General features: G+C 61.7%; 22 protein-coding genes. 18 read left to right on the top strand and 4 right to left on the bottom strand.

Annotated features, from left to right (window positions below):
- Positions 1 to 327 precede the first annotated feature (327 nt).
- The 17 genes from HRU82_10395 (at position 328) to pyrE (ending at position 12,496) form a co-directional block, all read left to right on the top strand.
- Positions 328 to 585 (top strand): hypothetical protein, encoded by a 258-nt coding sequence (locus HRU82_10395; GenBank protein QOJ35330.1) that lies wholly within the window; start codon positions 328 to 330, stop codon positions 583 to 585.
- A 37-nt stretch (positions 586 to 622) separates the two neighbouring features.
- Positions 623 to 1,549, top strand: coding sequence for a TIGR01777 family protein (locus HRU82_10390; protein ID QOJ35329.1), 927 nt, complete (start codon positions 623 to 625; stop codon positions 1,547 to 1,549).
- A 36-nt stretch (positions 1,550 to 1,585) separates the two neighbouring features.
- On the top strand, positions 1,586 to 2,056 hold the full coding sequence (locus HRU82_10385; GenBank protein QOJ35328.1) for a DUF4149 domain-containing protein: 471 nt from the start codon (positions 1,586 to 1,588) through the stop codon (positions 2,054 to 2,056).
- A 17-nt stretch (positions 2,057 to 2,073) separates the two neighbouring features.
- Positions 2,074 to 2,553: a PDZ domain-containing protein gene (locus HRU82_10380; GenBank protein QOJ35327.1), complete on the top strand. Its 480-nt coding sequence runs from the start codon at positions 2,074 to 2,076 to the stop codon at positions 2,551 to 2,553.
- Positions 2,529 to 2,699 (top strand): hypothetical protein, encoded by a 171-nt coding sequence (locus HRU82_10375; GenBank protein QOJ35326.1) that lies wholly within the window; start codon positions 2,529 to 2,531, stop codon positions 2,697 to 2,699. Before HRU82_10380 ends, HRU82_10375 begins: the two co-directional genes overlap by 25 nt.
- Positions 2,686 to 3,114 (top strand): hypothetical protein, encoded by a 429-nt coding sequence (locus HRU82_10370; GenBank protein ID QOJ35325.1) that lies wholly within the window; start codon positions 2,686 to 2,688, stop codon positions 3,112 to 3,114. Before HRU82_10375 ends, HRU82_10370 begins: the two co-directional genes overlap by 14 nt.
- Positions 3,111 to 4,553 carry a deoxyribodipyrimidine photo-lyase gene (locus tag HRU82_10365; protein ID QOJ35324.1) on the top strand — a complete coding sequence of 481 codons (1,443 nt, stop codon included), beginning with the start codon at positions 3,111 to 3,113 and terminating at the stop codon, positions 4,551 to 4,553. The genes HRU82_10370 and HRU82_10365 overlap by 4 nt, the downstream gene beginning before the upstream one ends.
- On the top strand, positions 4,550 to 5,503 hold the full coding sequence (locus HRU82_10360; protein ID QOJ35323.1) for a DUF523 and DUF1722 domain-containing protein: 954 nt from the start codon (positions 4,550 to 4,552) through the stop codon (positions 5,501 to 5,503). Before HRU82_10365 ends, HRU82_10360 begins: the two co-directional genes overlap by 4 nt.
- A 67-nt stretch (positions 5,504 to 5,570) precedes the next feature.
- A complete protein-coding gene (locus tag HRU82_10355; protein ID QOJ35322.1) occupies positions 5,571 to 6,080 on the top strand; it encodes a CbiX/SirB N-terminal domain-containing protein in 510 nt (169 codons plus the stop codon).
- Positions 6,081 to 6,115: 35 nt separating this feature from the next.
- Positions 6,116 to 6,715, top strand: coding sequence for a chalcone isomerase family protein (locus tag HRU82_10350; GenBank protein ID QOJ35321.1), 600 nt, complete (start codon positions 6,116 to 6,118; stop codon positions 6,713 to 6,715).
- A gap of 28 nt (positions 6,716 to 6,743) precedes the next feature.
- On the top strand, positions 6,744 to 7,160 hold the full coding sequence (locus HRU82_10345) for a nuclear transport factor 2 family protein (GenBank protein ID QOJ35320.1): 417 nt from the start codon (positions 6,744 to 6,746) through the stop codon (positions 7,158 to 7,160).
- Position 7,161: 1 nt separating this feature from the next.
- Positions 7,162 to 7,932, top strand: coding sequence for an SDR family NAD(P)-dependent oxidoreductase (locus tag HRU82_10340; GenBank protein ID QOJ35319.1), 771 nt, complete (start codon positions 7,162 to 7,164; stop codon positions 7,930 to 7,932).
- Complete coding sequence (locus HRU82_10335) at positions 7,929 to 9,188, top strand: FAD-dependent oxidoreductase (GenBank protein ID QOJ35318.1); 1,260 nt, start codon at positions 7,929 to 7,931, stop codon at positions 9,186 to 9,188. Before HRU82_10340 ends, HRU82_10335 begins: the two co-directional genes overlap by 4 nt.
- Entirely contained in the window at positions 9,185 to 9,970 is a 786-nt protein-coding gene (locus tag HRU82_10330) for a DUF1365 domain-containing protein (protein QOJ35317.1), read from the top strand. Before HRU82_10335 ends, HRU82_10330 begins: the two co-directional genes overlap by 4 nt.
- Positions 9,971 to 9,978: 8 nt before the next feature.
- A complete protein-coding gene (locus tag HRU82_10325; protein ID QOJ37172.1) occupies positions 9,979 to 11,277 on the top strand; it encodes a class I SAM-dependent methyltransferase in 1,299 nt (432 codons plus the stop codon).
- Positions 11,274 to 11,810, top strand: a complete 537-nt coding sequence (locus tag HRU82_10320) for a DUF2878 domain-containing protein (GenBank protein ID QOJ35316.1) — start codon at positions 11,274 to 11,276, stop codon at positions 11,808 to 11,810. The genes HRU82_10325 and HRU82_10320 overlap by 4 nt, the downstream gene beginning before the upstream one ends.
- A gap of 107 nt (positions 11,811 to 11,917) precedes the next feature.
- A complete protein-coding gene (gene pyrE, locus HRU82_10315) occupies positions 11,918 to 12,496 on the top strand; it encodes an orotate phosphoribosyltransferase (protein ID QOJ35315.1) in 579 nt (192 codons plus the stop codon).
- A 28-nt stretch (positions 12,497 to 12,524) separates the two neighbouring features.
- On the opposite strand, the gene HRU82_10310 is transcribed toward pyrE, so the two are convergent.
- Positions 12,525 to 12,836: a hypothetical protein gene (locus HRU82_10310; protein ID QOJ35314.1), complete on the bottom strand. Its 312-nt coding sequence runs from the start codon at positions 12,834 to 12,836 to the stop codon at positions 12,525 to 12,527.
- Between the two features lie 65 nt (positions 12,837 to 12,901).
- Here HRU82_10310 and HRU82_10305 point away from each other — a divergent pair, with 65 nt between their 5' ends.
- Positions 12,902 to 13,327, top strand: coding sequence for a rhodanese-like domain-containing protein (locus HRU82_10305; protein QOJ35313.1), 426 nt, complete (start codon positions 12,902 to 12,904; stop codon positions 13,325 to 13,327).
- 8 nt (positions 13,328 to 13,335) lie between these two features.
- Here HRU82_10305 and HRU82_10300 read toward each other — a convergent pair whose 3' ends face one another.
- From HRU82_10300 to HRU82_10290, 3 genes are all read right to left on the bottom strand, one after another.
- Positions 13,336 to 14,196 carry a phosphodiester glycosidase family protein gene (locus tag HRU82_10300; protein QOJ35312.1) on the bottom strand — a complete coding sequence of 287 codons (861 nt, stop codon included), beginning with the start codon at positions 14,194 to 14,196 and terminating at the stop codon, positions 13,336 to 13,338.
- 90 nt (positions 14,197 to 14,286) lie between these two features.
- Positions 14,287 to 14,754, bottom strand: a complete 468-nt coding sequence (locus tag HRU82_10295; GenBank protein QOJ35311.1) for a response regulator — start codon at positions 14,752 to 14,754, stop codon at positions 14,287 to 14,289.
- Positions 14,751 to 15,704, bottom strand: coding sequence for a hypothetical protein (locus HRU82_10290; GenBank protein ID QOJ37171.1), 954 nt, complete (start codon positions 15,702 to 15,704; stop codon positions 14,751 to 14,753). Before HRU82_10290 ends, HRU82_10295 begins: the two co-directional genes overlap by 4 nt.
- Positions 15,705 to 15,847: the final 143 nt, after the last annotated feature.

The raw sequence follows: 15,847 nt of genomic DNA, 5'->3' as shown, positions 1-15,847 counted from the left end.
TCCAAGGAGGTGGTTATGGTCGGCGTGATGCTCGGTGGTATGGCAGTCATCGCTCTAAGCCTTGTTGCCTGGGCGGCCAAGGCTCGTCGGCCGGTGCCAATGCCGGTCCGTCGGTGTTCGGGCCCAGTTCGGGTTTCGGTTCGGTGAATGGAGCTGCGCGGAGGAATGCGTGCGGCTCCTGAGTATGAGGTTCTACCCTGTCTTAATGCGGGGGTTCCAATGGAAACAAATGGGACACCGGGACGAAGGAGACCCTCCCTCACGCCTGCGCGGGGTCATGCCTGTGCCCGATGTGGAGGGCTCTTACTCATACAGCACTATGTCGACTTGCTTGATGATACGGGTCAGATTGATATCACCGCCTGGCACTGTACCCTCTGTGGCGAGGTCATCGATCCCGTCATTCTCAGAAATCGCCGCAGTCCGCCGCCGAACTTGCTGTACGGGACCAAGGAACGCAAGTTCAGTCAGCGGGTGACGAAACGGTCGAGCGAGGGCGGCACGGTTGGACAGGTCGATGAGAAGGCTGATGAGGTCGCGGGATCGGATGGTGACGATGAGGCGGACCTGGACGAAGACCCCTGACATGGTCGGCTCTACGGAAGGGAAAGGAGGCGGCACCATGAAGATCGTTGTCTCGGGCGGAACGGGATTTATCGGCCGGGCGCTCGTGGCCGAGTTGTGTGGCGCTGGCCATCAGGTCGTCGTGCTGACGCGCAAGCCGGGACAGCCCTCCTTCCCGAATGAGCAGCGGGTGGAGTGGAACGCCAGGTCGGCGGGGCCCTGGTGGAAGGACCTTCGTGACGCCCAGGCCGTAGTGAACCTAGCGGGAGAGCCCATCGCCGACAAGCGGTGGACGAGTGCGCGGAAGCGGCAACTACTCGACAGCCGCCTATCCGCCACGCGCTGTCTGGTCGATGGTCTCATGGCAGAGGCCACAAGGCCTCCAGTGCTCATCAGCGCCTCGGGCATCGGGTATTACGGGGTCGGTGGTGCGCGGGCACTGGGTGAAGAGGCTCCGTTGGGTCAAGGGTTCCTGGCCGATCTCTCCGCGCGCTGGGAGGCCGAAGCGCAACGTGCAGCCCAAGCCGGAGCCCGCGTGGTCCTCCTCAGAATCGGCATGGTGCTCGAACGAGACGGCGGGGCATTGGCGAAAATGCTGCTGCCGTTTCGTCTCTACGCCGGAGGTCCGGTGCTGCCCGGCACGCAGTGGGTTTCGTGGATTCACCGCCAAGACCTGATCGGCTTGATCCTGTGGGCCCTCGCCACTCCGAGCGTCGCCGGGCCGGTCAATGCCGTCGCGCCCGAGGCCGTGACGATGAAAACGTTCTGTGAGGTGCTCGGACGCGTGCTCCATCGGCCGTCGTGGCTGCCGGTGCCGGAACTTGCCCTCAAGGTGGCGCTGGGCGAGCTGGGAACCTTGTTAACGACCGGGCAACGGGTGGAACCGACCAAGGCTCAAGCGGGTGGGTACCAATTCGTCTATCCGACGCTCGAAGCGGCCTTGCAGGCTATCGTGCATGGGCCAAGCCGAACGGAAGCGGCGTAAGGGCCGGTTGGCCTGGAATCGGGAGAGGTGACTCGGATGGAAGGACTGCTCACATATCTTCATACGCTGGCAATCGGCACCCTCATAGGGAAGGTGGTCTGCCTTTCGTTCGTCGTGGCTCCGGTGCTGGCCAGGACCTTGGAGCCGGAATCGTTCGGCAAGGTCGTACGGAAGCTGTTCCCGGCCTATTACTTGCTGGGCATGCTGGCGACGGGGATGGGGCTGCTCTCGTGGGTCATCATCGGCCTGGTGACTGGAGTGAGCCCGCTCTACTGGGCGGTCGGTCTCACCTGGCTGTGTCTCCTGGCCGCTGAAGACTATTGCCTTTCGCCCCTCACCCCTCGGAGTAATGAGATGCGGGATCGGCTCAAGGAGCAAGAGCGTCAGGGTGCCGTGGATGCGCAGTTGTCGGCAGCCTGGACCCGCTTGCATCAGCGGTCACTGTATCTGAATGCACTGGTGTTGTTCGGGGGCCTGGGATTGTTGTTGATGAGCCTGCACCTTTAACAGGGAGGAACCGAACGATGGAGACGAGATCCGTAATCAAGATGACCGTGCTAGTGGGGCTGATCACGACCCTGGCGTGGCCCCCTTCTGGCTTGGCCCTGGCCCACTCAGAATCGCCTCCGGGAACGGCGACGTCCGGCCACGGCGCGGAGACGTCGGGCCCGGATGGGGTGATCGGGGTGGCGCTCCACGTCGGCGCCGAGCGTGTGGGCGATCCGGCGGTCTTGTACATCGCGCAGATCTATCCCGATGGGCCGGCGCAGCAACCAGGGTTGAAGCAAGGAGATGAACTCGTGACTGTGGACGGGCAAGCCGTCACCGGCAAGACCTACGAACAAGTGGCGTCGATGATACGCGGCGAGGCCGGATCGGTGGTCAAGCTGGGCGTGAAGCGAGACGGCGAGGTTCGGGACATCACGGTTGCCCGAGTATCCAGTCAAACTCTCTACGGCTGTCCCCGGATGAAAGCTGGATGGCGGTGGAGCAGCTCTACTTGAACCTGGCGCATCGGCATACGGAAGACTTGGTGGATCCGCCTGGTGGCCTGGCTCGCATGGCGAAGGAAATGATCCAATCGAGTGTGCGGCAACAATCCGATATCGCCGCCGCAATGGAAGGAGGACCTGACCATGGCCGGCCATAGCAGTGAGCACGGGCGGGACATCAAACTGTTCGGGGCTCTCTTCGTCCTCGTCGGCCTGATCGATCTGCTCATCATCGAGTTCTTCCCGGCTTATGCCCTGAAGTTGTTCGGCGTCACGATCGCCGGTCCGCTGGCCTATATCGTGAAGCTCCATTCTCCGGCCGCCCACTTCGTCATTGGCTACGGCTTCTTGTTCCTTCGCCCCTGGGCTTGGGGGCTCGCCATGGCGTATGGCGGGTTCGGGATCGTAAGTGAGTTGTTGAATCAACTGGCATTTGGATTCCATCGATTGAGAACGGGATTCATGGTTTCCACGGTCTTGTTTCTCTGTTACCTGGCCTGGCGGCGGGCACTGTTCGCCGATCCCTTGCCACCGGCCCGTCGGCTGGCGTCTACTCCGGAGGTTCCGTCATGAAGGGGTTGGTGTGGTTTCGCCGTGACCTCCGTGTCCGCGATAATCCCGCTTTGTTTGCCGCCTGCCGGGACTGCCGAGAGGTCGTGCCGCTGTTCGTGTTCGACGAGCCGCTCCTGCGCTCCCACCTGTTCGGATCTGCCTGCGTCGGGTTCATGCTGGGCTGCTTGAATGAATTGAGAGCCTCGCTTGGCCAACTGGGGCTAATGCTCCAGTACCGCATCGGTGAGCAGACCGAGGCAGTCCTCCAGGCGGTGAGGGATCTCGGGATCGACGCGGTCTACTGGAATCGGGATTACGAGCCGGCCGCGCGGGATCGCGATCGCAGGGTCCAGGACTGCCTCTCCCAGCAGGGCAGAACCGTGAAGACATTCAAGGACCATGTCGTGTTCGAGGCGGAGGAAGTTCGTGGGTTGACCGGTGACCCCTTCCAAAGGTACAGCGCCTACCGGGATCGCTGGTGGAACCAGTGGCGCGCAGCGACTCCGCCGATGATTCCGGCGCCCAAGCGGAGAGCGGACGGCAACGAGACATCGATGCCGCGGGACTGGCCGTCGGCGCAGGACTTGGGCTACGAGCAGGTTCCGCTGTGGATCGAACCGGGAGAACGGGCGGCCCAGTCCAGGTTGCAATGGTTCCTGCGCGGGCCGATCCATGATTACGTGAATGGGCGCAACCTGCCTGCGCTCGATGGGACGTCCAAACTGTCTCCACACTTCCGATTTGGCACCCTGTCCTCCCGAACAGCCGTGCATGCGGCCTTGGCCGCCCTCACGGCAGGGGGGGCCGTTTCCAGGGCCGATGTTTTCACCTGGCTCGACGAATTGGTCTGGCGAGAATTTTTTCAACAGGTGCTCATGGCCTTTCCCCAGGTGACCAAGGGACCGTTCAAGGCGAAGGACGGATTGCCGGCACCGCGCCCAGAGGGCCCCGATCGTGATTGCTTGTTTGCGGCCTGGTGCGAGGGCCGCACCGGTTATCCCATCGTGGATGCGGGGATGCGACAACTCAATCAGACTGGTTGGATGCACAATCGGGTGCGCATGGTCACGGCCTCTTTCCTCGTGAAGGACCTTCGGATCGATTGGCAGAGCGGCGAGCGGTACTTCATGCAGCACCTGGTGGACGGTGATCTGGCGGCCAACAACGGAAACTGGCAATGGTGCGCATCCACGGGCACAGACGCCATGCAGGGGTATCGAATCTTCAACCCGCGCATCCAAAGCGAAAAATTCGACCGCGACGGGGACTACATTCGGCACTATGTGCCGGAACTGGCGGAGGTGCCTGTGAAGTGGCTCCATGAGCCGCATCTCATGCCACCCGATGAACAGGAGCGGGCCGGGTGCCGGATCGGGGTCGACTATCCTGCGCCGATGGTGGACCACAAGACTGCGCGGGAAGAATATCTCACCTTGGCCAAACAGAAGGGGACGACATGACCATCGCGCCGCTTCGCCTGGGGATCAGCCGTTGCCTGCTCGGAGAGGGTGTGCGATTCGATGGAGGGCACAAGCGGGATGCCTTTCTCACCGACCTGTTGGGGCGGTATGTCGAATGGGTGCCGGTCTGTCCCGAAGTGGAAGCCGGGTTGGGGACCCCGCGCGAAGCGATGCGGTTGGTCGGCGACCCTGATGGTCCCCGCCTCATGACCATCAAGAGCGGGCAGGACCATACGCCCGCGATCGAGGCGATGGCGAAGAGCCGCCTCCTTGAACTCGACCGGCTGGACCTGTCCGGTTACGTCTTCAAGAAGGACTCGCCGAGCTGCGGAATCGAGCGGGTGCGCCTCTATAACAAACATGGAATGCCGAACCGCAAGGGGGTGGGTCTGTTTGCCATGGCCTTCATGAAACGCTTTCCCCTGACCCCAGTGGAAGAGGAAGGTCGGCTGTGTGATCCCATTCTGCGCGAGAACTTCATCGAGCGGGTGTTTTGTTATCGGCGCTGGCGCGATCTCGTGCAGGGGGGGGCGACCAGGCAGGCCGTAGTGCGGTTCCACACGATTCACAAGTATCTCCTGCTCGCGCACAGCGTCCGGCACTACCAGACGCTTGGACGCCTGGTGGCGCAGGCCAATCAACACCGCCCGCACGAACTGGCCTCCCGATACGGCGAGTTGTTCATGCAAGCCTTGGCCGTGAAGGCGACGGTGCGCAAACACGTGAACGTTCTGCAACATATTCTGGGGCACTTCAAAGACCGGTTGACCGTGCAGGAAAAGCAGGAACTGTTGGGCGTCATTGCGGATTACCATCAGGGCCTTACGCCGCTGATCGTACCCCTCACGCTGATCAAACATTACGTCCAGGTTTTCGATGTCGAGTACGTCCATGACCAGGTGTATCTCAACCCACATCCGAAAGAGCTCATGTTACGCAACCACGTGTGACGGCGAAACTCCATCAAAGAGCGGTGTGACACGATCGACCACACTCGTCAGGAAGGAGAATGGCAGCATGGCGGGGACGACACGAGGGGTGATTTTGGTGGGGCACGGCGGAATTCCGAAGGATTGTCCGCAGGATCTCGTCACGAAATTGAAGCGGCTGGAGGCTCAGCGCCGGGCCGCGAAGTTGCCTCCGTCGCAAGAGGAACTGGAGTTGGACCGCACGATCCGAAGCTGGCCGCGCACGGCGCAGAGCGATCCTTACCAAGCAGGGCTGGAAGCCGTGGCGGCGCGGCTACGTACCCAATTGGACGGCGCGCTGTTCGCCGTGGCCTACAATGAATTTTGCGGCCCGACCCTAGAGGAATCGGTGGAGTCTCTGATCAAGCAAGGTGCCACCGAAATCACTGTGACGACGACCATGTTTACACCAGGCGGTTCGCATTCTGAGGTGGAGATACCGGAAATCTTAGACCATTTGCGCAGCCAGTATCCAAACGTGTCATTGCGCTATGCCTGGCCGTTTGATCTGACGAGGGTGGCGAACACCCTCGCGGACCAGATCCGTCGCTTCGCCTGACCGAGTGGGGTTCGCACGAGGAATGGGGGTGGGTTATGGGGAGGGGGCTACAACAGCGATGGCAGAAATGGTGGAACCGGACGGTACCCTGCGGGCTGTTGGGCTTTCTGCTGGTCGCGATGCCGAGCCCAGGCATGGCGGCTTCCCTCGAGGGCGTGACCTTCCCCGATTCGATCCATGCCGGTTCCGTGACTCTGCCACTACGGGGAGTCGGTCTCGCGAAGTTCATGCGGACGATTTCTCTCTATGTGGCCGCCCTTTATCTCCCATCGGCTTTGGAGCCCGACCGAGTGTTGGACGACGTGCCGAAGCGCCTGGAGTTGTCCTATTTCCGCAGCATCCGGAGGGCAGAGTTTGGGCGAGCCGCCACCAAGGTCTTGGCAGACAATGTTCCGCCGGAGACGCTCTCGATCCTGGCGCCGCGAATCGAACAGATGCATCGCCTCTATGAAGATGTGAAGCCGGGTGATCGGTACGGATTGACCTATCTCCCGGGAGTGGGTACCGAGCTGGCCCTCAACGGAGTCGTGAAGGGGACCGTCGAGGGTGCGGACTTTGCGGCGGCCTACTTCGCCATTTGGCTGGGGCCGGACCCCATCAACCAGGCCTTGAAGGCCCGGCTGTTGAACCGATGAGCATTCGGCGATGAGAGGAACAATGTCCATGCAGCCGATCGTGGAGCGGTTCAAGGAGACCTACCGACGGCTGAACGCCCAGACGGTGGGACGCTTGCCGGATCTCTACGCGGATGATGTGGTGTTTCAGGATCCCTTCCGGAAACTCGATGGGCTTGGAGCCGTCATGCGGTATTTTGCGGAATTGTATGCCCACGTGGAAGCCTGTTCTTTCACCTTTGACGAGGAAGTGCTGCAGGACCAGCGGGCCGTGCTGATGTGGACGATGGCACTGAGGCACCCGAAGCTCAATGGCGGGCAGCCGGTGGTGGTGCCAGGCTCCACGCACCTGCACTTCCGGCAGAAGATTCACTACCACCGGGATTATTTCGACGCAGGTGCGATGCTGTACGAACAGATCCCCGTAATCGGCATGGTCATTCGACTCATCAAGGAGCGGGTGTGAGATGAGGCGGCATCCGGTCAACGGGCGACGGGTTTGGGTCACCGGCGCATCGAGCGGCATCGGTCGAGCGGTGGCCGTCGAATTGGTGCGTCGCGGCGCCACCGTCATCGCGTCGGCGCGGAACGAGTCCCCGCTCCATCACCTCGTAGAGCAGTGCGGCGGCGACCGCCTGGCGGCAGTCCCTTGCGATGTGTCCGATCCTGTCGCTAATCGCCGGGCGGCCTCCGAGATCGTCGGTCAGTTCGGCGGCCTTGATGTGGCGGTTCTCAATGCTGGCACCTGTGAATATGTCGAGGTCGATCGCTTCGACAGCGCAGTGTTCGAGCGGACGATGCGTAGCAACTTTCTCAGCATGGTCTATGGCATCGAGGCAGTGTTGCCGCTCCTGCGACAATCACCGGCTCCTCACCTCGTCGGCATGAGCAGCACAGTGGCCTACGCGGGGCTTCCGCGCGCCGAGGCCTACGGGGCATCGAAGGCAGCCATCAGGTACCTGTTGGAGTCCCTGCGAATCGACCTGTACCGACTTGGCATCACGGTGTCCGTCGTCTGTCCCGGCTTCGTGCGGACGCCCCTCACGGACCGGAACGATTTTCCCATGCCCTTTCGCATCGAGGCGGAGGATGCAGCTCGCCGAATCGTGGATGGCATCGAAGCGGGCAAGGCGGAGATTCACTTTCCGAAACGCTTCAGTCTGGCGTTCAAGCTGTTGACTCTGCTGCCGACTCGACTCTACCTGCGCTTGTGCGCCCGGCTAGTGAGAGAGCCATGAAAATCGCCATTATCGGTAGCGGCATCGCGGGCATGACGGCGGGCCACCTCCTCCACGGCCGGCACGATCTCACCCTGTTCGAGGCGGGGGACTACATCGGTGGGCATACGAACACCGTCGAGGTCCCTTGCGAAGGAAAGACCTATGCCGTGGATACGGGCTTCATCGTCTTCAACGATTGGACCTATCCCAACTTCATCGCCCTGCTCGACCAGCTGGGCGTTGCGCATCAGCCAAGCGACATGAGCTTCAGCGTGCGTTGCGAGCGCACCGGCCTGGAATACAACGGGACCACCCTGAACAGCCTCTTTGCGCAACGACGTAATCTTCTGCGGCCGTCCTTTTACCGGATGGTTCGCGACATCCTTCGATTCAATCGTGAATCGGTCGCGTTGCTGGAGCAGCCGGGGCCCGGACCGTCGCTCGGGGCCTACCTCGAACACGAGCGCTACTCGGAGCCTTTCATTCGGAATTATCTGCTGCCCATGGCGGGGGCCATCTGGTCGGCCGGCCAGGCGACGATCTGGGACTTTCCGGCCCAATATCTGGTCCGATTTTTCAAGCACCATGGAATGTTGTCGGTGAACAACCGGCCGACCTGGCGCGTCATTACAGGCGGATCGCAGCGGTATGTTGATCCGTTGGTACGACCCTTCCGCGACCGGATAAGACTGCAATCTCCAGTGGAATCCATTGCACGCTTCCCGCAAGGCGTGGAAGTGCGGTGGCGAGACCGGCAGGGACGAGGGCAAGCCGAGCGCTTCGAGGCGGCCCTGCTGGCCTGCCATAGCGATCAGGCCTTGGCGCTCCTAGCGAACCCCTCGCCCTTGGAACAGGACGTGTTGGGTGCGATCCGCTACCAGCGAAACGAAGCGGTGTTGCATACCGATCGGTCCCTGTTGCCGAAGCGGCGACTGGCCTGGGCGGCGTGGAACTATCATCTGCTGCCCACACCGCCGGAGCGGGTCGTCCTGACCTACCACATGAACCGGCTGCAGCGTCTCGATGCCCCCTGTGAGTTTTGCGTGACCTTGAACCATGGCGAGGCGATCGACCCGGCGAAGGTTCTAAAGCGCATTGTCTATCACCACCCGGTGTATTCGCCCCAGGCGGTCGCGGTACAGGAGCGGTACGGGTCCATCAACGGGCAGCAGCGCACGTTCTATTGTGGAGCCTATTGGGGATTCGGCTTTCACGAGGATGGCGTGAAGAGTGCCATGGCGGCCTGTCGAGCGCTGGAGGCCTGGGCGCAATGAGGAGCGGCGTCTATGAGGGAACGGTGCGGCATCGGCGAATGGCCCCGGTGAGCCATGTGTTTCGGTATGCCCTGTTCATGCTCTACCTGGATTTGGACGAGTTGCCGAGTCTGTTCGACGGGCGCTGGTTCTGGTCGGCCTCGCATCCGAATCTGGCCTGGTTTCGCCGAGCGGACCATGTGGGCGATGCAGGCGTGCCGCTGGATCAAAGCGTTCGCGACCTCGTCGAAACCGCTACAGGGCGGAGGCCTGCGGGACCGATCTGCCTGCTGACCCACCTGCGGTACTTTGGGTATGTCTTCAATCCCGTCAGTTTTTACTACTGCTTCGACCACGCGGATGGGTTCTTGGAAACCATTGTGGCCGAGGTGACGAACACGCCCTGGGGCGAACGGCATTGTTATGTGTTGGATCGGACTTTGGACGAGGGCCACGGCCTTCACCACCGGTATCGATTCGGAAAGCAATTCCACGTGTCGCCCTTTATGCCGATGGACGTGGACTACGATTGGCGTTTTGGCGCTCCGGGCGAGCGTCTGATGGTGCATATGGTGAATCTGCGTGATGGGCGCCGCTTCTTCGACGCGACCATGGTTCTGACACGCCGTGAACTTACGGCCGCGTCCCTCGCGCGGACCCTGGTGCAATACCCGTTCATGACCGCCAGGGTCATCGGCGCGATTCATTGGCAGGCCTTGCGGCTGTGGATGAAACACTGTCCCTTTTACCCACACCCCAAGACACGCGCCTCGCTGGCGCAGACAGGGAGGTCTTCCGGATGAACGGTCTTATGAAGACCGACTGTGCATCGGGACCGACGGAACGGAGCCTCGTCCCGCGAAGGGAATCCGGCGCTCGCGACGGCTTCTCTATCCGGCTGGCGCGGCGCATGGTTTTCGCTCGGCTCCAGTTGATCACGCAGGGGGCCCTCACCATCGTGGAGGGCGGGCAACGGACGACCTTCGGCAGCCCGACGTCGCCTTGTCCCCTCCGGCCGGTGGTCATCATCGACGACCCCGCCTGCTATCGGGACATTGCCTGGGGTGGGACCGTCGGTGCCGGAGAAAGTTACGGCCGTGGCGCATGGAGCTGCGACGATCTCACCTCGCTCGTACGGCTGTTCGTCCTGAACCGCGCCATGCTCGATGGAATGGAGCAGGGAGCCGCCCGCTTGTCGGCTCCATTCCTGAAGCTCATGCATGGTCTGAGGCGCAACACGAAGGCGGGCAGTCGGCGGAACATCGCGGCGCATTACGACCTCAGCAATGAGTTTTTCGCGCTGATGCTGGATCCGACGATGATGTATTCCTGCGGGTACTTCGTTCGTCCTGACAGTACGCTCGAAGACGCCTCTCGCGCCAAGATCGATCTCATTTGCCGCAAGCTGCATCTGTCGCCTGATGACCACCTGCTTGAAATCGGGACCGGCTGGGGTGGGCTCGCGTGTCACGCGGCTCAGACCTTTGGCTGTCGCGTCACGACGACCACGATCTCTCAGGCCCAATACGACTGGGCGCTCCGGCGTGTTCGTGACGAGGGCCTGTCCGACCGCGTGCAAGTGCTGCTGTGTGACTATCGCGACCTGCCCTCTCTCGATATGCAATTCGACAAGTTGGTGTCGGTCGAAATGATCGAAGCGATCGGGTGGCAGTATTATGGCGCGTTTTTCGACGCCTGTTGGCGGCTGCTGAAACCGGATGGTTTGATGCTCATGCAGGCCATCACGATCGACGAGCGGTATTTCGAACGGGCCAAACGGTCGGTTGATTTCATCCAGCGCGTCATTTTCCCGGGAAGTTGTATCCCTTCGGTGATAAGCCTCTGCCACGCCATGACCCGCGCATCGGATTTCAGCTTGCTGCATGTCCAGGATATCGGCGCCCATTACCCGCCGACCCTGCGCGGCTGGCGCGCGAACATTCGGCAGAACCTGAGGCGGATCCATCAACTCGGCTTTGGCCATGACTTTCTCCGCCTCTGGGATTTCTATCTGTCGTATTGCGAAGGCGGATTCCTGGAACGATCGATTTCGACGGCGCATTTGCTGTTCGCCCGCTCCGGCTGGCGACAGGACCCCATGGCAGGATGATCAAGACCCTAGGCAATGCAGTCTTCTTTCAGCTCGGATGGTGGATCGCTATCCTGAGCGCCGGCCGGGGGCAGCCCTGGTTGGCTCCCCCGGTCCTGGGGGGGCTCCTCGCAGTGAATATCTGGAATGCGTCCCAGCCTCGCGCCATGACCCTGGTGGTCCTGGTGATTGGATCTGCCGGGTTGTTGTTGGATAGCGGGCTGACAGCGTTGGGCCTGCTCCGGTTCGGTGATCACCCCTTTGCGCCTTGGCTGTGCCCACCGTGGCTCTGTGCCCTCTGGTACCTCTTTGCCACGACGTTGCACCATTCGCTCCGCTGGCTGGAGGGGCGGAGCTGGCTGGCCGCCCTCCTCGGCGGGATGGCTGGGCCGGTCAGTTATGGGGCCGGACAGGCCTTTGGGGCGCTGACGCTGGGGCCCACCGACGCCTTGGCACTTCTACTGCTGGCTTTGCTGTGGGCTGGGCTTCTGCCGCTCTTCGTGCAGACGGCCGCGCGTATCCACGGCTCCGCGGCAGCTGGCCGTCTCCGCTGAGGTGTACTGTGATCGACCTCCCGATCGGTGTACAATCGGCCCTTCCCGAATCGAGCTGGAGGGCCCAGCGGGGGGCGGAGGACTTTTTCCAGGGAGTAAGGTGAACCATGACGGTGCGAGATGAACTGATTGCCGCCTTTCACGCCACGCAGGCGTTCAAATGGGATCCCGACAAGGGGTTCAAGCTGGCTTCGGGCTTGATGAGCCCCTTTTATGTCGACTGCCGTACCCTGATGGCGTTTCCGCATGCGCGCCACCTCGTGGCTCACTTGGCCTATGAGGCGACGAAGGAGTTGCGTATTGACTGTCTGGGGGGATTGGAGATCGGGGCCATTTCGATCGCCACCTCCATTTCTGACTTTGCCTATGCCGCGGTCCCGCGCCGCGAATGGCGGACGTTTTTTGTGCGCAAGCAGCCCAAGGACCATGGCCTGGGTCGGCTGCTCGAAGGTGTCGTCACATCCGGCGACCGCGCGCTGATTGTGGATGACGTCTTGACGAGCGGAGGCTCCGTGCTGAAAGCGATCGTGGCAGCTCGTGCGGCAGGGCTTCAGGTACAGGATGTGTTGGTCATCGTCGATCGCAAGGAGCAGGATGGGCTGGCCCGTATCGAACAGGAACGGGTACGGGTCAGGAGTCTCCTGACCATCGACGATTTGATGCAGGGCCGACGCCCCACGACGTGAGGGGCCGGGGAGGTCGCAGGCGCGCCAATCATTTACACTGGAACTGGATCCCCCAGCGCCGCTCCTCCACCACGTCGCTGGATCCCGCAATGGGGCTGGCTTGTCGGAGCCGGCCCTTTGTTTCTCCTTCACGAACCGTCGTGTATCCGCTCGGGCATTTTTGCTCCATCAGGTGTATCGCCTCTTTCCGAAACGAGGAGAGCAACCGCCCCTGTTCTGCTCGGTAGGGATAGACCACCACCCCGCCGTCTTGAGTTTCTTTGACCAGCATGGCGCCTTCCCCGCAGGCGGTTAGGAGCGGCCACAGGGCGAACAGGACGACTCTTGACCGGCTTTTCATGGGCCTCCTATCATAGGCGAAACGTCGCCACTGTTTCTGTCAGTCCGAGCAAAGGAGTATGGACTATGCGAGCTGTCATTCTTACCTTGTGCGGCGCCCTTCTCTGCGGTCTCCTCCTGCAGGTCCCGCAGGTCACCTTTGCCTACCATTCCTACGTGTTGACTGTCCAGGAATTGCGGGCCGGTCTCTCGAAGGCGTCCTCACCGGCCAATAAAGGATTCATCCTGTTCGACGTGCGCTCTCCGGAAGAGCATGCCTCCGGTGTCATTCCCGGCACCGACGGGAATATCGACTTTCGGGAGATCAAGGAGCGGCATCGCGAATTGGGAGCCAAGCTGGACGACCATATCGTCCTGTACTGCCAGTCCGGCCGCCGCAGCAACATTGCCGCCGAGGCCCTGGCCGACCTGGGCTATAAGCATGTCTACAACGTGGTCGGCAGCATGAACGCCTGGACCGAGGCCGGTTATCCCGTCGAGCCTGCGCGATAACCTTGGGATTAGGGGTTGTGCCGAGGGGCGACGGTCGTCGGCGCGGTCATGTGATGGGGCCCCGTGCGGGGGCTGACACCGATGACTGCGGGCAACGGAATGTGCAGGCTCGAGGTTCCGGCGAGCAGGGAGCGCCATGGAGCCTGGTTTCCGGCAGGTGTCACGGCATGGAGCAGGTCGGGGCTTGCGATGACATCGGAGGACGAACCGCCGTCCATCGCCATGGCTTGGTGAATCGACGGCATGGTGCGGTGGAGACAGTCGGCCAGTTGGTGCAGGGTAACGATCTCCGCCGTCTTGATCAGCAGAATGGTTCCCTGGCGGTCTTCGGCCACGACGGTTTGGTATGCGCGTTTCCCGCTGTCGCGCACTCGAAGCTTGCCGGTACGGTCGAGGAGCATCAACGACTGCGCCGCCTCCCGATAGGGCGGTAGCCCTTCCCCAACCATGTCGAAGGCAAGATCCAGCACCCGGGCTTTCTTCAGGCTGCCATCGGTCGGTTCCGCTGCGAACAGTCCCTGCCAGGAGTGATGTTTCTTGCCGCCGAGGGAGCGGCCTTCCTTGAAGAGCCACCCGAGGTACGAGTAGTCCTCGCGAAACAACCCCGCGTTGAACAGCACATAGGCGTCGGTGCGTTGCTGCCACTCAGGAATGGAGAGGGGGGTCGGAAGGCCTTCGTCGCGAAAGTGATAGATCGAAAAGCGAAATCGCTCCGGGTCGATCTGGAGCATGAGCAGCGGGGGAACCTGGGGGCAGGCATCGCCGGGATTCCACCAGGAGACCTGGATACCGGACGTCAGACGTTCCCACGGCGCCTCGGCGGCATCAGTCGTTCCTCCCGCGAGAAACAGGATTCCGCATGCCGCCAAACACCGCCCCACCCATCTTCGCCGGGGAGTGACGGATGTGGTTGATACCGGGTTGACGCCGAACATCAACATCCTCTGTGTGTTGTCGACTTACGAGGACGCGCTGCCCGTTCGTCCGGCCCCTTCAGGCGGGGGTTCGTTGATCATGCCCCAGAACACGCCGAGTTCCTTCACGGCCTTGAGGAATTGGGGAAACTCGACGGGTTTGACCACGTAGGCGTTGGCCCCCAAGGCATAACTTTCGACCAAGTCCCGTTCTTCCCGCGAGGACGTGAGCATAACGACCGGGATCGGCTTCAAGGCATTGTCGCTCTTAATGGTCCGCAAGACCTCGAGTCCATCCACTTTCGGCATCTTCAGATCCAAGAAGACGACGGCGGGATTGCCTTGTAGTCGCGTTTTGAAGGGGCCCCGGCAATAGAGATAGTCGAGCACCTCGGCGCCGTCGTGACAGAGGATGACCTTGTCGGCCAAGTGGTGCTCTTCCATGGCGGCCAAGGCCAGTTCGGCATCACGGGGGTTGTCTTCGGCAAGCAGGATCGGTTTGGTTGCGGTCATGATGCAGTCCTCGCAATGGGAAGCGTGAGATAGAAGGTCGCGCCTCCCCCGACTACTCCCTCCGCCCAGGTCCTTCCGCCATGTCGATGGATGATGCGGCGGACGTTGGCCAACCCGATGCCGGTGCCCTCGAATTCATCGGCGCGATGGAGCCGTTGGAAGACGCCGAATAACTTGCTGGCGTAGCGCATATCGAATCCTACACCATTATCCCGCACGAATAACACCACTTCATCCTGTGAACTGCTGTGGCTGCCGATTTCGATCGAGGCCTGCGGTCTGGTGCCGGTGAACTTGACGGCATTGGCGATGAGGTTGAGAAAGACTTGCCGCAACATGGCGGCATCCCCGGTGACTTCAGGAAGTGGAGCGATGGTCCATGAGATGGCGCGGCCTTGCAGGTCATGCCGAAGCTCATGCTGTACCGAGGCGATGAGTTGGTTCAAGTTGACGGTTCCCTGCAGCATCTCTTGCCGCCCCATGCGCGAAAACACGAGCAGGTCGTCGATGAGCTGTCCCATCTGCGTAGCCGAGTCGGAAATCGTCTGCAGATAACGTTTGCCCTTGTCGTCCAACGACGCAGCCACCGCGTTCGAGAGCAAGGAGGCATAACCATGGATGTGCCGCAAAGGCGCTCGCAAATCGTGCGACACCGAGTAACTGAAGGCCTCCAATTCCTTATTGGCTGCCTCAAGCAATTCACCGCGACGCTTCAGCTCCGCTGCGACGCGCCGACGCTCGGTGACGTCGTGCCGTATCAGATAGTACACGGCGGCCAGGAGAACGAAGAGCAGCAGTGCGCCGATGATCAGCAGGATGATGCTGGACCGGGTGGTCGCGGTGGATTCAAGGACGCGCCGCGCCAGCGCCTTGGTCTCGTCCTGCTCCATCTCCGCCTGGAGACGCTGGGCGGTGTCGAGTTCCTGTTTGGCAACGCCTGACAGGGCCATGGCCCGCACCGACTCGAATCCTGTCTGCTTGCGTAACTCCATGGTCGCCCGCTCCGCCTGCAGTTGCTGATTGATCAACCGGGCGAGTGTTTCGACCCGCGTCCGTTGAGGACTGTCCGGCTCGGTGCGGTCGCGGAGATACC

The organism is Nitrospira sp. (assembly GCA_015709715.1).
GTDB lineage: Bacteria > Nitrospirota > Nitrospiria > Nitrospirales > Nitrospiraceae > Nitrospira_A.
Note: the sequence above shows the minus strand (reverse complement) of the source record. Positions and strands in the feature narration are given on the sequence as shown.